The sequence below is a fragment of the Streptomyces sp. NPDC029836 genome (assembly GCF_055574495.1).
In genome coordinates this window covers 99,743-113,313 of sequence record NZ_JBVHZI010000018.1, presented here as the reverse complement: position 1 = coordinate 113,313, position 13,571 = coordinate 99,743, and the positions used below count along the sequence as shown (strand labels likewise).

Below are 13,571 nucleotides of genomic sequence, written 5' to 3'. Positions count from 1 at the left end.
CATCCACCGAAATGGACGGGGTATCAACTTTTGGCGTTGATTTTTGGCACGCTGTTGAGTTCTCAAGGAACGGACGCTTCCTTTGTACTCACCCTTTCGGGCTTTCCTCCGGGCTTCGTTCTGTGTTGTTCTGTTCTTGCGTTTCCGACTCTATCAGACTCTTTCGGGCCCGATTTCCTCGGTGCTTTCCAGGTCCTGCGCTTTCGCGCTTTCCCTTTCCGGCGATTCCGACTCTATCAGAAGCTTTCCACCGGATTTCCCGGCTTCGAGGACTGAATGGAGAGTCGAGTGTGCCCACTTGGAATTCAATTCCTGGGGGCGAGATGAGACTTTAAACCATCACTGCCGAACTTGTCCAGTTCGACGCAACCGTTCGAATCTACCTCCCCGCATCTGCCGTGTCAACGGGGTTTGCGGGACGACGAGGAGACTAGCAGCTCGGTCGGGGCCGGCGCACATCAGGCCGCGGTGGGCAGGGTGGCCGTTCGGTCGGCCTCCTCCACGTCGCCGACTTCGCCGGCGCGGGCCGCTCGGCCGCCCAGGACGTACACGTAGACGAGGAAGGTGGCCTCGGCGGCGATGCCGATGGCGATGCGGGCCCAGGTGGGCAGGCCCGAGGGGGTGACGAAGCCTTCGATCAGGCCCGAGACGAAGAGGACCAGGGCCAGGCCGATGGCCATGCCGAGGGCGGCGCGGCCCTGTTCGGCGAGGGCGGTGCGGCGGGTGCGGGGGCCCGGGTCGATGACGGTCCAGCCCAGTTTCAAGCCGGTGCCGGCGGCGACGAAGACCGCCGTCAGTTCGAGCAGGCCGTGCGGGAGGATCAGGCCGAGGAAGACGTCGAGGCGGCCGGCCGAGCTCATCAGGCCGATGCCGACGCCGAGGTTGGCCATGTTCAGGAAGAGGATCCACAGCACCGGGATGCCGAGGAACGCCCCGAGGACCAGGCAGATCGCGGCCGCCTGGGCGTTGTTCGTCCAGACCTGGGCCGCGAAGGAGGCCGCCGGGTGGCTGGAGTAATACGTCTCGTACTCGCCGCCGGGCTCGGTGAGCTGCTTGAGCTCGGCCGGTGCCGCGATGGCTCCCTGGACCTCCGGGTGCGTGGCTATCCACCAGCCGATGAGCACGCCGAGCGCCGTGGACAGCAGGGCCGTCGGTATCCACCAGCGGCGGCTGCGGTAGACGGCCGCGGGGAAGCCCGCGGTGAAGAAGCGGGCAGCGTCGCGCCAGCTCGCGCGCCGGGTGCCGGTCACCGTGGAGCGGGCGCGGGCGACGAGTTGGGTGAGGCGGCCCGTGAGCATCGGGTCGGGTGCGCTCGACTGCACCAGGGAGAGGTGGGTGGAGGTGCGCTGGTAGAGCGCGACGAGTTCGTCGGCCTCCGCTCCGGTGAGCTTCCGGCCGCGGCCGAGGAGCTGCTCCAGGCGGGCCCACTCGGCCTGGTGGGCCACCACGAAGACGTCGAGATCCATCCGGTTACCGCTCCCCTGCCCCAGGCCACCCGATTCGGCTTACTACTCCTGTGGTCAGCTTGGCAGACTGGGCCCCACAGGGGCGGATCAGGTCGGTGAAAGGTGGACGCGTGAGCGATCTGGTGACGGGGGACGCTGTCGTTCTGGGGCTGCGGCCCGCGAGGCTGCCGAGCCGGGCCCTCGCGATCGTGGTCGACCTCACCGTGTACCTCGTCGGCTACGGGGTCGTCAGCATCGGTCTGGTCGCCGCCACGTACGGGTTGGACCGCGCCCTGCAGGCCGCCGTGGCCGTGGCGAGCTTCCTTTTGTTGCTGGTCGGCGTGCCGATCGCGGTGGAGACGCTGACCCACGGGAAGTCGCTGGGGAAGATGGCCTGTGGGTTGCGGGTGGTGCGCGAGGACGGCGGGCCGATCCGGTTCCGGCACGCGCTGGTGCGCGGTGCCATGGGCGTCGTGGAACTGCTGATGACCATGGGGGTCGTGGCCTGCGTCTCCTCGCTGGTGTCGGAGCGTGGGCGGCGCCTCGGTGACGTGTTCGCGGGGACGTTGGTGATCCGCGAGCGGGTGCCGGGGGCGCGGGTGATGCCGGTGCCCCCGCCGCCGCCGTGGCTGGCCGGGCGGTTCACCGCGCTGGACCTCTCGACGGTGCCGGACGGGCTGTGGCTGGCGGTGCGGCAGTACCTGACGCGGATGAACCAGCTGGACCCGCAGGTGGGCGCCGCCCTGGCGGCGCGGCTCGCGGACGACGTGGTGGCCCGGACCGGGACGCCGCCGCCGGCCGGGGTGCCGGCGGCCGCGTTCCTGATGGCGGTCGTGCACGAACGGCAGTCGCGGGACGCGGCCCGGGCGTTCGGCTCTCCGTCCCAGGCGGCCCAGGCGGCGCGCGCGGCGCAAGAGGCGCAGGCGGCCCGGGCCCGGCAGGCCGCACCGGCCGTGGCGCCGCCGGTCATGCCGGTCAGCGCCCCGGTGGCTCCGTACCCGGCTCCGGCCGCGGCGCCCGCCCCGCCCGAGAGTTCCGCGCCGCGGAGCGGGTTCGCACCGCCGGCCTAGGGCGTCCCGAAAGTGGAGGGCGGGGTCTCCAGGTGTTCGAGTTCGATGCCGGGGGCCGCGAGGACCACGTCGCCCGCGATGTGGACGGTGTGCACCTCGCCGGTGTCCAGGGCCGTCACCCGGTACTCGTCCACCAGCAGCGGGCCGCTGTCCGTGGTGTGCTCCGCCCGGTCGAGCAGGGCCCACGCCTGGTCGACGGTACGGGCCGCCAGGACCGGGTCGGTGAGGGCGACGAGCCGGACCCGGGTGGCGGCGGCGCCGGGCGTCAGGCGCAGCAGGCGGGCCGTGGCGATGAGGAAGGCCGGTGAGGTGCCGGTGAACCCGGGGGCGTCGACGTTGCCCTCGGCGGCCTCGGAGCCGGTGGGGTCGGTGCGGACCCAGGTGACCCCGTCGATGGCGGCCCCGCGCAACTGCCAGCCGCCCGCGTTGAGTTCGAGGCGGATGGGGCGGCCGAGTTCGTCGACGGCGAGGTCGACGGAGCCGCGGTGTTCGCCGTCGGGGAAGGTCAGCTGGGCGACGTAGCGCCAGCCGGACGGGCCGGGAGCGCAGTGGAAGTGCTCCTCGCCGAGGGGGGCGTGGTCGTGCGGGTCGTGGAGCGAGTACCGGCCGCGTGGCATCGACGCGCTTTCTGCGAGGGGGGCGGGAGACGGTGGTCGGGAGACGGGATCGGGAGACGGGGCAGGCCCCCGGCACGGGTGCCGGGGGCCTGCTTCAACCTCTGCTGATCAGCGGGTGATCAGGATCAGTAGCGGTAGTGGTCCGGCTTGTACGGGCCCTCGACCTTGACGCCGATGTAGGCGGCCTGCTCGGGGCGCAGGGTGGTGAGGCGCACGCCGAGGGCGTCCAGGTGCAGGCGGGCGACCTTCTCGTCCAGGTGCTTGGGCAGCACGTAGACGTCGGTCGGGTACTCCGACGGCTTGGTGAAGAGCTCGATCTGGGCCAGGGTCTGGTCCGCGAAGGAGTTCGACATCACGAACGACGGGTGTCCGGTCGCGTTGCCCAGGTTCAGCAGGCGGCCCTCGGACAGCACGATGAGGACCTTGCCGTCGGGGAACTTCCAGGTGTGGACCTGGGGCTTGACCTCGTCCTTGACGATGCCCTCGATCTTGGCCAGGCCGGCCATGTCGATCTCGTTGTCGAAGTGGCCGATGTTGCCCACGATGGCCTGGTGCTTCATCTTGGCCATGTCGGCGGCCATGATGATGTCCTTGTTGCCGGTCGTGGTGATGAAGATGTCGGCGGTCTCCACGACGTCGTCCAGGGTGGCGACCTGGTAGCCGTCCATCGCGGCCTGCAGCGCGCAGATCGGGTCGATCTCGGTGATGACCACGCGGGCGCCCTGGCCGCGCAGGGACTCGGCGCAGCCCTTGCCGACGTCGCCGTAGCCGAAGACGACGGCGACCTTGCCGCCGATCAGGACGTCGGTGGCGCGGTTGATGCCGTCGATCAGCGAGTGCCGGCAGCCGTACTTGTTGTCGAACTTCGACTTGGTGACGGCGTCGTTCACGTTGATCGCCGGGAACAGCAGCGCGCCCTCGGCCATCATCTCGTACAGGCGGTGGACGCCGGTGGTGGTCTCCTCGGTGACACCGCGGACCTCGGACGCGAGCTGCGTCCACTTCTGCGGGGTCTCGCCGAGGGTGCGGGTCAGCACCGCGAGGATGTGGGCGTACTCCTCGGAGTCGGCCGTGGACGGGTCCGGGACGGCTCCGGCCTTCTCGAACTCGACGCCCTTGTGGACGAGGAGGGTGGCGTCACCACCGTCGTCGAGGATCATGTTCGGGCCGCCGGTGGGGGTGTTCGGCCAGGTCAGAGCCTGCTCCGTGCACCACCAGTACTCCTCCAGCGTCTCGCCCTTCCAGGCGAAGACGGGGACGCCCTGCGGGTTCTCCGGGGTGCCGTTCGGGCCGACCGCGATGGCGGCGGCCGCGTGGTCCTGGGTGGAGAAGATGTTGCAGGAGGCCCAGCGGACGTCGGCGCCGAGGGCGACGAGGGTCTCGATGAGCACGGCCGTCTGCACGGTCATGTGCAGGGAGCCCGTGACGCGCGCGCCGGCCAGCGGCTGGGCCTCGGCGTACTCGCGACGGATCGACATCAGACCCGGCATCTCGTGCTCGGCCAGGGTGATCTCCTTGCGGCCGAAAGCGGCAAGGGAAAGGTCTGCGACCTTGAAGTCCATGGGTGCTGCTCCTCATGGTTCGAGAGGGGTGGGTACGGCTGAGCCGCGCGCCGTCCGTGCCTGGGCAGGGCGGGGCACCGAGCACAGTCCGTCGGGGGCCCTCTCTCCCCTCGGCCGGTCACGGGGACCGCCCGACCGCCATCAGCAGCGACGCCTGACACTGATGACGAATCTACACCGATCGGCGCAGCGTGCCCCAGTCGGCCGGGAAACAAGTCGCCGCTCTTTCGGGGACCTCCGGCGGAACGGTTCGGGGCCTTTCGGACTTTTGATCCGCCCCTTATGTGGGAGAGGATGCCAAGGGATCGGGGCGCAAGCGACGCGATCTCGTTGGCCCACGGCGTGAAGGAGATTCCAGTGACCAGTCCAGCCGGCCGTCCCGGGGACGCGGGAGCGAGCGGGCGCGAACGCCTGAAGCTCGTCGCCGTCACGGCGTGCCCCACGGGCATCGCGCACACGTACATGGCCGCCGAGAAGCTCCAGCAGGCCGCCGCCGAGCTGGGCGTGGACATCAAGGTGGAGACGCAGGGCTCGATCGGGGCCGAGAACGTGCTCTCTGACAACGATGTCAGGGAGGCGGACGGGGTCATCATCGCGGCCGACAAGGAGGTCGACCGCGAGCGCTTCGCCGGCAAGCGCGTGCTGTCGACCGGGGTCGCGGACGGCGTCCACAGGCCGAAGGAACTGATCGAGCGGGTGCGGACCGCGCCGGTCCAGGAGGGTTCGGTCGCGGCGGCGGGCGGCGGGGCCGGCGGCAAGGAGCGCAGCCTCGCCTACAAGGCGCTGATGAACGGCGTCTCGTACATGATCCCGTTCGTGGTGGTCGGCGGGCTGCTGATCGCGATCGCCCTGGCGCTGGGCGGTCACGCCACGGCCGAGGGGTACGCGGTGACGCCGGGCACCTTCTGGGACCACGTCTTCCAGATCGGCGCCCTCGGCTTCACCCTGATGATCCCGATCCTGTCCGGCTACATCGCGTACGCCATCGGCGACCGGCCGGCGCTGGTGCCCGGCATGATCGGCGGGTTCATCGCGAACACCGGTGCCCTCTACGACTCCAAGTCGGGCGCGGGCTTCATCGGCGCGATCGTGACGGGTTTCCTGGCCGGCTATCTGGTCCTGTGGATCAAGAAGGTCAAGGTTCCGAAGGTCGTCCAGCCGATCATGCCGATCATCGTGATCCCGATCGTCGCGACGACGGCGCTGGGTCTGTTCTTCATCTACGTCGTCGGCAAGCCGATCTCGTGGGTCTTCGAGAGCCTGACGAGTTGGCTGTCCGGCATGACCGGGACCAGCGCGATCCTGCTCGGGGCCCTGCTCGGCCTGATGATCGCCTTCGACATGGGCGGCCCGGTCAACAAGACGGCCTTCCTCTTCGGTACGGGCCTCATCGCGTCCGGCAACTACGCGGTCATGGGCATGTGCGCGGCGGCCATCCCGGTCATGCCGCTCGGTCAGGGCCTGGCGACGGTGCTGCGCCGCAAGCTGTACTCCGAGCAGGAACGCGATACGGGCATGGCGGCGCTCTTCATGGGCGTGTTCGGCATCTCGGAGGGCGCGATCCCGTTCGCGGCGGCCCGGCCGGCCGTCGTCATCCCGGCGAACATGCTCGGCGGCGCGGTGGCGGGTGCCATCGCGGGCGTCGCGGGCGTCGGTGACCACGTACCGCACGGCGGTCCGATCGTGGCCGTGCTGGGCGCGGTCGGCGGGGTGGGCTGGTTCCTCGTCGCGATCGCGGCGGGCACCGTGATGACCGCGCTGACCACGAACGCGCTGATCGAGATCAAGGGACGCCGCGCCGCCGGCGCCGCGCGGCCCGCCGCCGGGCCGCCCGTACCGGCCGTCGCGGGCGCGGGGGCGGGCGTCCTTCCCGGTACGGGAACGGGCCCGGCCGCCGTGGGCGGCGCCGCGGCCGGGGGGACGGCCGTGCTGACGAAGTCCGCGCCCGCCCCGGGCGTGGTGGAGCCGCCGGAGGTGCTGTCCGGGTACCTGACGGAGCGGACGGTCAGGACCGAGCTGGTCTCGGACTCCAAGGAGGCGGCGATCCGGGAGATGGCCGAGATGCTGGCCGGCACCGGCGACGTCCGCGACGTGGGGGAGCTCGTACGGGTCGCCCTGGCGCGGGAGGCTCAGGGGACGACGGGGCTCGGCGAGTCCATCGCGATCCCGCACGCCAAGACCGACGCGGTGGCACGGCCCACGGTCGGGTTCGCCCGGTCGACGGAGGGCATCGAGTGGGGCGCCCCGGACGGGACGAAGGCCCGGCTGGTCTTCATGATCTCGGTGCCGGAGGCCGCCGCCGGTGACGAGCACCTGCGGATCCTGGCGCTGCTGTCGCGCAAGTTGATGGACTCCGCGTTCCGGGAGCGGCTCCAGAGCGCGCCGGACGCGCCGGCCGTCCTGGAAGTGCTGCGGGAGATCCGCTAGCCGGCGCGGCGACCGTACACAGGAGGGCCCCCGCAGCCGGTCGGCTGCGGGGGCCCTCCTGGGTGTCCGGGGCACCGCGGGTCACTTGACCTCGGGGGCCGGGGCCGTCGGGTCGAAGATGTCCGGCTCCAGGTAGATCACGCGGGCGATCGGCACCGCCTCGCGGATGCGGGCCTCGGCGGCGTTGATGGCCCGGGCCACCTCCGTCGCGGTGTCGTCGTGCTCGACGGCGATCTTCGCGGCGACCAGCAGTTCCTCGGGGCCGAGGTGCAGGGTGCGCATGTGGATGATGCGGGTGACGACCTCGCCGTCGACGATGGCGGCCTTGATCTTCTCGACCTCGTCGGTGCCGGCGGCCTCACCGAGCAGCAGCGACTTGGTCTCGGCGGCCAGCACGATGGCGATGACGATCAGCAGGATGCCGATGCACAGGGTGCCGATGCCGTCCCAGACGCCGTTGCCGGTGACGAGGGCGATGCCGACGCCGCCGAGTGCCAGCACCAGGCCGACGAGTGCGCCCAAGTCCTCCAGCAGGACGACGGGGAGCTCGGGGGCCTTGGCCCGCTTGATGAACTGGCTCCAGGTCTGCCCGCCGCGGATCTCGTTCGACTCCTTGATCGCGGTGCGGAAGGAGAAGGACTCCGCGATGATCGCGAAGATGAGGACGCCGACGGGCCAGTACCAGGCCTCGATCGCGTGCGGGTGGTTGATCTTCTCGATGCCCTCGTAGATGGCGAACATGCCACCGACGGTGAAGAGCACGATGGAGACGAGGAAGGCGTAGATGTAACGCTCTCGCCCGTACCCGAAGGGGTGTTGCGGGGTCGCCTCGCGCTTGGCCTTCTTTCCGCCGAGGAGCAGCAGCCCCTGGTTGCCGGAGTCGGCGAGCGAGTGGACGCTCTCCGCGAGCATCGACGAGGAGCCGCTGAAGAGGAATGCCACGAATTTGGCTACGGCGATGGCGAGGTTGGCGGCGAGTGCCGCCACGATCGCCCTGGTACCGCCCGACGCGCTCATGGGTGCTGGATGTCCCTTCCTAGCCACTGACTACGGCGGCACATTGTGTCAAACGATCGCGCCCCGGGGGCTGCGTCAGATCACCACGGTGGCACGGAAAACCGTGCCCGATCCGGACAGTTCGACCTTTTCGCCCGCCGGAACGAAGACCGACTCGCCCGGTGCGAGGGTCAGTTCGCCGGCCCGGGGAGCGCCGGCCGTGCAGAGCAGGATCTGCGGGCCGGCGTCCGGCAGGGTCTGCGGAGCGCCGCCCGGAGCCAACAGGAAGCGGGAGAGCCGGAACTCGTCGACGGGGGTCTCGTAGACCTCCTCGCCGTCGGCCTCGGGGCGCATGACGCCCGGGACGCTCGGCTCGAAGATGACGACCTTGAGCAGTTCGGGGACGTCCACGTGCTTGGGCGTCAGCCCACAGCGCAGCACGTTGTCCGAGTTGGCCATCAGTTCGACGCCGAGGCCGTCGATGTAGGCGTGCGGGATGCCCGCGCCCAGGAACATGGCCTCGCCGGGCTGGAGCCGTACGTGGTTGAGCAGCATGGCCGCGATGACGCCCGGGTCGCCGGGGTAGTCGTGGACGAGTCCCGCGTACGGGGCGTACGGCCCGCCGAGCCGTTCGGCGGCGGCCGCGGCCTCGGTGACCGTACGGGCCGTCTCGGCGCGGTCCGCGCTCAGGACGGCGGTGAGCACCTCGCGCAGCGCCGCCTCCTGCGGGTGGGCGCGCAGCAGGTCGGCGTACGGCTTGAGCGAGTCGACGCCGAGGCCTTCGAGCAGCGCGGCGGCCTCCAGCGGCGGGCGGAAGCCGCACAGGCCGTCGAAGGGGGTGAGCGCGCAGAGCAGCTCGGGCTTGTGGTTGGCGTCCTTGTAGTTGCGGTGGCCCGCGTCGACGGGGACGCCGCGGCGCTCCTCGTCCGCCCACCCCTCCTTGGCCTGCGCCAGGTCGGGGTGGACCTGGAGGGAGAGCGGGGCGCCCGCGGCGAGGATCTTGAGCAGGAAGGGCAGTCGTGGGCCGAACTTGGCGACGGTGGCGGCGCCCAGCTCGCCTTCGGGGTCTGCCGCGATGACGTCCGCGAGGGTGGTGGCGACCGCGCCGCGCTCCAGCCGGGACGGGGCGCCGGGGTGGGCGCCCATCCACATCTCGGCCTGCGGTTCACCGGTGGGCTCGACCCCGAGGAGGGTCGGGATGGCGGTGGTGGATCCCCAGGCGTAGGGGCGGATCGTGTTCGTCAGGCGGTCCATCGTCGTCTTCCTGGATCTGAAGTGTGGTCGGGCACGGGTGCGTTCCTCAGCCGTGGCCCCGGGTCGTCAGCGCCAGGTAGGCGGTGGCGAAGTCCGTGATGGCGAGGAGCTCGGCGAGCTGTTCCAACTCTCCGCCCTCCTCCGGTTCGAGCTCGCTGATGGCCGTGTCGTGGCTGAGGGCGAGCTCGCGGGCGGCCGGTGCGGCGGTGAGTCCGCCGGTGGGCCGGTCGCGCAGCAGGACGATGCGGGCGCGCAGGGCCCGGGGCTCGTCGACGCGGTCGCGGAAGAAGTCGTCGGGGTCGGCGCCGGCGGCGAACGACCCGGCGAGCAGGACCCCGTGTGCGGGCAGCGCCTCGGGGAGTTCGGCGGCGATGGCGGGCCGACCGGCCAGCTCGGCGAGGATCGCGGCGAAGCGGCGGCCGGCGGGGCCCGCGGCGCCCCCCTCGCTCCAGATGAGCGGGAGGGAGTCGGCGAGTTCGGTCGCCAGGGTCTTGGCCGGGTTGGAGTAGGTGACGATGGCGGGCCCGCAGCGCTCGGCGGTGCGGTCGAGCCGGTCGGCCACCCGCTGGAGGACGTCGGGGGCGGCGGCGACCAGCCCGAGCTTGTCCAGCAGCACGAGCAGCGGGGTCAGCAGCGCCCACAGGGCGCCGGGTCCGGCCGCGGCGGACTCGTCGTACTCCTGGTACGGGGCCTTGGCCATCGGTACGAGGACCCCGTGCGCGCCGTCCACGGCCTCGCCGAGCGGGGAGCGTTCGGGGGCGACGGCGACGACGCTGCTGCCGCGCCGGTAGGCCTGCTCGGCGAGGAGGGCGAGGCCGGGCTCGGTGCCGTCGGTGGTGACCATCAGCAGCAGGTCCACGGGCCCGGCCCAACCGGGGAGCGTCCAGCGTAGGGCCCCGGCGGCGTGCGCGACGCCGGTCGGGTGGAGCCGGATGACGGGGGCCGAGGCGCCCGCGAGGGCGCCGAGGAGGTCGGCGACGCCGGCGGCGGCGGTGCCGGGACCCGCGATGAGCACCGCGCGGGGGCGCCCGTCGGGGCGCAGGTCGGCGATGCCGGCCTCGGCCGCGTGCCGTGCGGCGGTACGGACTCTGGCCCCGGCGTCGGCTGCGCCGCGCAGCAGGCCGCGGCGGTCGGCACGGGCGAGATCGTCCGGTGCGTCGAGGAGTGGCTCGTCGAGCATGGCGGCCTCCGGCGGTGTTGACGGATCCGGGGTGGTGGAACCGGTCTCAGCGTCTGCGGTCTGCGCGGGGGGGGGTGCGGATACGGGGTGCGGCCCGGGTTCAGGCGGGGCGGCGGGCCTCGTCGACGAGGAGGACCGGGATGCCGTCGCGGACCGGGTACGCGAGGCCGCAGTCCTGGCCGGTGCAGATCAGCTCGGGTGCGCTCTCGTCGGCCGACTTGTCCTCAAGGGGCGAGTGGCAGGCGGGGCAGGCGAGGATCTCCAGGAGGCCGGCTTCGAGCGGCATGGGGCGGTTCCCTTCGGGATGCGGATCGGGCGAGGTCAGCGTACCGCCGAGTCACCCGCGGCGCGGCCCTGAGGGGTGGTCGGGTGCGGCCGCACCGGGGGCGGGCCGAAAACCGGACCCCGGCCCGTCGTGGGACGGGGCCGGGGTCCGGGGGCCGTGCGGTCGGGCGCGGCCCGTCAGGCGCGGACGAGCGCGAGGACCTCGTCGCGGACCTTGGCCAGGGTGGCCTCGTCGCGCGCCTCGACGTTGAGGCGCAGCAGCGGCTCGGTGTTCGAGGGGCGCAGGTTGAACCACCAGTCGGCGGCGGAGACCGTGAGGCCGTCCAGCTCGTCGAAGGTGACGCCGTCGGCGTCGGCGTAGGCGGCCTTGACCTCGGCGGTGCGGGCGGCCTGGTCGGCGACGGTCGAGTTGATCTCGCCGGAGCCGACGTAGCGGTCGTATTCGGCGACGAGCGCGGAGAGGGTGCCCTCCTGGCCGCCGAGGGCCGCCAGGACGTGGAGCGCGGCGAGCATGCCGGTGTCCGCGTTCCAGAAGTCCTTGAAGTAGTAGTGCGCGGAGTGCTCGCCGCCGAAGATGGCGCCCGAGGAGGCCATCTCGGCCTTGATGAAGGAGTGGCCGACGCGGGTGCGGACGGGGGTGCCGCCCTTCTCGCGCACGACCTCCGGCACGGACCACGAGGTGATCAGGTTGTGGATGATCGTGCCCTCGCCACCGTTGCGGGCCAGCTCGCGGGCCGCGACCAGGGCGGTGATCGCGGACGGGGAGACGCCCGCGCCGCGCTCGTCGACGACGAAGCAGCGGTCGGCGTCGCCGTCGAAGGCGAGGCCGAGGTCGGCGCCCTCGGCCAGGACGCGGGCCTGGAGGTCGACGATGTTCTTCGGGTCGAGGGGGTTGGCCTCGTGGTTCGGGAAGGTCCCGTCCAGCTCGAAGTACAGGGGGACGAGGTCCAGCGGGAGGCCCTCGAAGACGGTGGGAACGGTGTGGCCGCCCATGCCGTTGCCCGCGTCGACGACGACCTTGAGCGGGCGGATGGCGGCGAGGTCGACCAGGCCCTTGAGGTGCTCGGCGTAGCCGACCAGGGTGTCCTGCTCGGTGACGGTGCCCGGGACGGTGCCTGCGGGGATCGCGGGGGCGCCCTCGTCGGTCCACTTCTCGGCGAGCTCGCGGATGGTGGCCAGGCCGGTGTCCTGACCCACGGGCGCGGCGCCGGCGCGGCAGAGCTTGATGCCGTTGTACTGGGCCGGGTTGTGGGAGGCCGTGAACATCGCGCCGGGCAGGTTCAGGCTGCCGGAGGCGTAGTACAGCTGGTCCGTGGAGCACAGCCCGATGAGGGTGACGTCGACGCCGCGGGCGGCCGCGCCGCGGGCGAAGGCGCCGGACAGGCCGGGCGAGGAGGGGCGCATGTCATGGCCGACGACGATCGCCGTCGCACCCGTGACCTCGACGAAGGCAGCACCGAACAGCTCGGCCAGGGGCTCGTCCCACTCGTCCGGTACGACGCCACGTACGTCGTATGCCTTGACGATGTTCGAAAGATCTGCGGCCACTGCCTGCCCTCCTGAAGGTTCTGTGCGGTGGGGCAAACCTACCTTGTGGGGAAGAACCCCTGTTCGGACGATCCGCGTCTCAGGAATCGGGCGAACGCAGGACGCGCAGGTGTCCGCGACGGGTCTCGCCGGTGCTCTGCGGACCGGATCCGGTGCCGCGGGCCTCGGCCGCGCGCTCCGGCGGACGAGCCGCCTCCCGGACCGCGTTGGCCAGGGCTTCGAGGTCGTCCCCGCTCGGGCGGGACGGGCCGGAACCGTCCGACAGGCGTACGACGTCCCAGCCGCGCGGGGCGGTCAGGCGCTCCGAGTGCTCGGCGCACAGGTCGTAGCAGTGGGGTTCGGCGTAGGTGGCGAGCGGACCGAGAACTGCGGTCGAGTCGGCGTAGACGTACGTCAGTGTGGCGACGGCAGGGCGGCCGCACGCGGTGCGCGAACAGCGACGTACAAGGCTCACGACGTTGGACGGTACCGCACTCTTGACCGGGCCGCGACGACTCACCCCCCGGCCGGGGGGCCGTGTCGTGCTCACCGGGCCCCGGAATCAAGGGGCTTCGGGTTGCCGGCGGGTCCCGATCACGGCCGTACCACCAGGGTCCCGAGGCGGGTGCGACACCGTCCCGTGGTCGGATCGAAGCCCTGCCGGACGGCGGGGTGAGGGCTACGCTGCGGGGGTGACGGACAGCGCCCTTCCTCCCCGCCCGACCCCTTCCGCCGAGACCCCGCACGCGCCGGGTCCGCGGCGCCGCGACCGGCACGGACGGGGGATGCGCGGGCCGTTGGCGCCGCCCCAGGTGCCGCTGGCGGCGAGCCGGGCGGAGCTGTTCGGTGACCACGTACGGGATTCGGTGGAGCGGCTGGAGCGGCGCTGGCCGCAGTTGGACGAGGTGGAGTTCGTCGTCGCGGACGTGCCCGGCCCGCCGGGCGGTCCGGAGAGCGGATGGAACGACGAGGCGGTGCCGTTGGGCGGGCTGATCGAGGCCCGCGACGGGCGGCCGGCCCGGATCGTGGTGTTCCGGCGGCCCGTGGAGATCCGGGCCAAGACGCGGGACGAGCGGGCGCTGCTGGTGCACGAGATCGTGGTGGAGCAGGTCGCGGAGCTGCTGGGGCTCTCGCCGGAGACGGTGGACCCTCGGTACGGGCAGGACTGAGCCCGCGGCGGCGACGGCGGGCGGCCGGCCCGTACGGCG

At 72.0% G+C, this 13,571-nt stretch carries 13 protein-coding genes; 4 read left to right on the top strand and 9 right to left on the bottom strand.

What is annotated here, in order from left to right; all coding sequences use genetic code 11:
• Nucleotides 1–276 (top strand): hypothetical protein (locus ACZ4XJ_RS33135; RefSeq protein WP_362883063.1); only part of this gene is annotated, 276 nt, incomplete at its 5' end.
• A 182-nt stretch (nt 277–458) separates the two neighbouring features.
• Here the strand turns inward: ACZ4XJ_RS33135 and ACZ4XJ_RS33130 are convergent.
• The gene (locus ACZ4XJ_RS33130) at nt 459–1,466 is read right to left on the bottom strand and encodes a stage II sporulation protein M (protein WP_468498323.1); all 1,008 of its coding nucleotides are present in this window, start codon (nt 1,464–1,466) and stop codon (nt 459–461) included.
• 110 nt (nt 1,467–1,576) lie between these two features.
• On the opposite strand from ACZ4XJ_RS33130, the gene ACZ4XJ_RS33125 reads away from it, so the two are divergent.
• Nucleotides 1,577–2,515, top strand: a complete 939-nt coding sequence (locus tag ACZ4XJ_RS33125) for an RDD family protein (protein WP_362883066.1) — start codon at nt 1,577–1,579, stop codon at nt 2,513–2,515.
• Here the strand turns inward: ACZ4XJ_RS33125 and ACZ4XJ_RS33120 are convergent.
• Together ACZ4XJ_RS33120 and ahcY are read right to left on the bottom strand one after the other, a co-directional pair.
• A complete protein-coding gene (locus ACZ4XJ_RS33120) occupies nt 2,512–3,132 on the bottom strand; it encodes a hypothetical protein (RefSeq protein ID WP_468498322.1) in 621 nt (206 codons plus the stop codon). The genes ACZ4XJ_RS33125 and ACZ4XJ_RS33120 overlap by 4 nt on opposite strands.
• Before the next feature lie 125 nt (nt 3,133–3,257).
• On the bottom strand, nt 3,258–4,694 hold the full coding sequence (ahcY, locus tag ACZ4XJ_RS33115) for an adenosylhomocysteinase (protein ID WP_468498321.1): 1,437 nt from the start codon (nt 4,692–4,694) through the stop codon (nt 3,258–3,260).
• Nucleotides 4,695–5,051: 357 nt separating this feature from the next.
• Here ahcY and ACZ4XJ_RS33110 point away from each other — a divergent pair, with 357 nt between their 5' ends.
• Nucleotides 5,052–7,121, top strand: a complete 2,070-nt coding sequence (locus tag ACZ4XJ_RS33110) for a fructose-specific PTS transporter subunit EIIC (protein ID WP_468498320.1) — start codon at nt 5,052–5,054, stop codon at nt 7,119–7,121.
• An 81-nt stretch (nt 7,122–7,202) separates the two neighbouring features.
• Here the strand turns inward: ACZ4XJ_RS33110 and ACZ4XJ_RS33105 are convergent, their stop codons facing one another.
• The 6 genes from ACZ4XJ_RS33105 to ACZ4XJ_RS33080 all read right to left on the bottom strand — a co-directional run bounded on the left by ACZ4XJ_RS33105 (nt 7,203) and on the right by ACZ4XJ_RS33080 (nt 12,883).
• Complete coding sequence (locus ACZ4XJ_RS33105) at nt 7,203–8,138, bottom strand: cation diffusion facilitator family transporter (protein ID WP_362883074.1); 936 nt, start codon at nt 8,136–8,138, stop codon at nt 7,203–7,205.
• A gap of 75 nt (nt 8,139–8,213) precedes the next feature.
• Complete coding sequence (manA, locus tag ACZ4XJ_RS33100) at nt 8,214–9,371, bottom strand: mannose-6-phosphate isomerase, class I (protein ID WP_362883076.1); 1,158 nt, start codon at nt 9,369–9,371, stop codon at nt 8,214–8,216.
• A 46-nt stretch (nt 9,372–9,417) separates the two neighbouring features.
• Nucleotides 9,418–10,551, bottom strand: coding sequence for an SIS domain-containing protein (locus ACZ4XJ_RS33095; protein ID WP_362883078.1), 1,134 nt, complete (start codon nt 10,549–10,551; stop codon nt 9,418–9,420).
• Nucleotides 10,552–10,651: 100 nt separating this feature from the next.
• Nucleotides 10,652–10,837 carry a Trm112 family protein gene (locus tag ACZ4XJ_RS33090; protein WP_362883080.1) on the bottom strand — a complete coding sequence of 62 codons (186 nt, stop codon included), beginning with the start codon at nt 10,835–10,837 and terminating at the stop codon, nt 10,652–10,654.
• Between the two features lie 176 nt (nt 10,838–11,013).
• A complete protein-coding gene (locus ACZ4XJ_RS33085) occupies nt 11,014–12,384 on the bottom strand; it encodes a phosphomannomutase/phosphoglucomutase (RefSeq protein ID WP_362883082.1) in 1,371 nt (456 codons plus the stop codon).
• Nucleotides 12,385–12,463: 79 nt separating this feature from the next.
• Nucleotides 12,464–12,883: a DUF3499 domain-containing protein gene (locus ACZ4XJ_RS33080; protein ID WP_384004007.1), complete on the bottom strand. Its 420-nt coding sequence runs from the start codon at nt 12,881–12,883 to the stop codon at nt 12,464–12,466.
• A 172-nt stretch (nt 12,884–13,055) separates the two neighbouring features.
• Between ACZ4XJ_RS33080 and ACZ4XJ_RS33075 the strand changes: the two genes are divergently transcribed.
• Nucleotides 13,056–13,532 (top strand): metallopeptidase family protein, encoded by a 477-nt coding sequence (locus ACZ4XJ_RS33075; RefSeq protein WP_384003993.1) that lies wholly within the window; start codon nt 13,056–13,058, stop codon nt 13,530–13,532.
• Nucleotides 13,533–13,571: the final 39 nt, after the last annotated feature.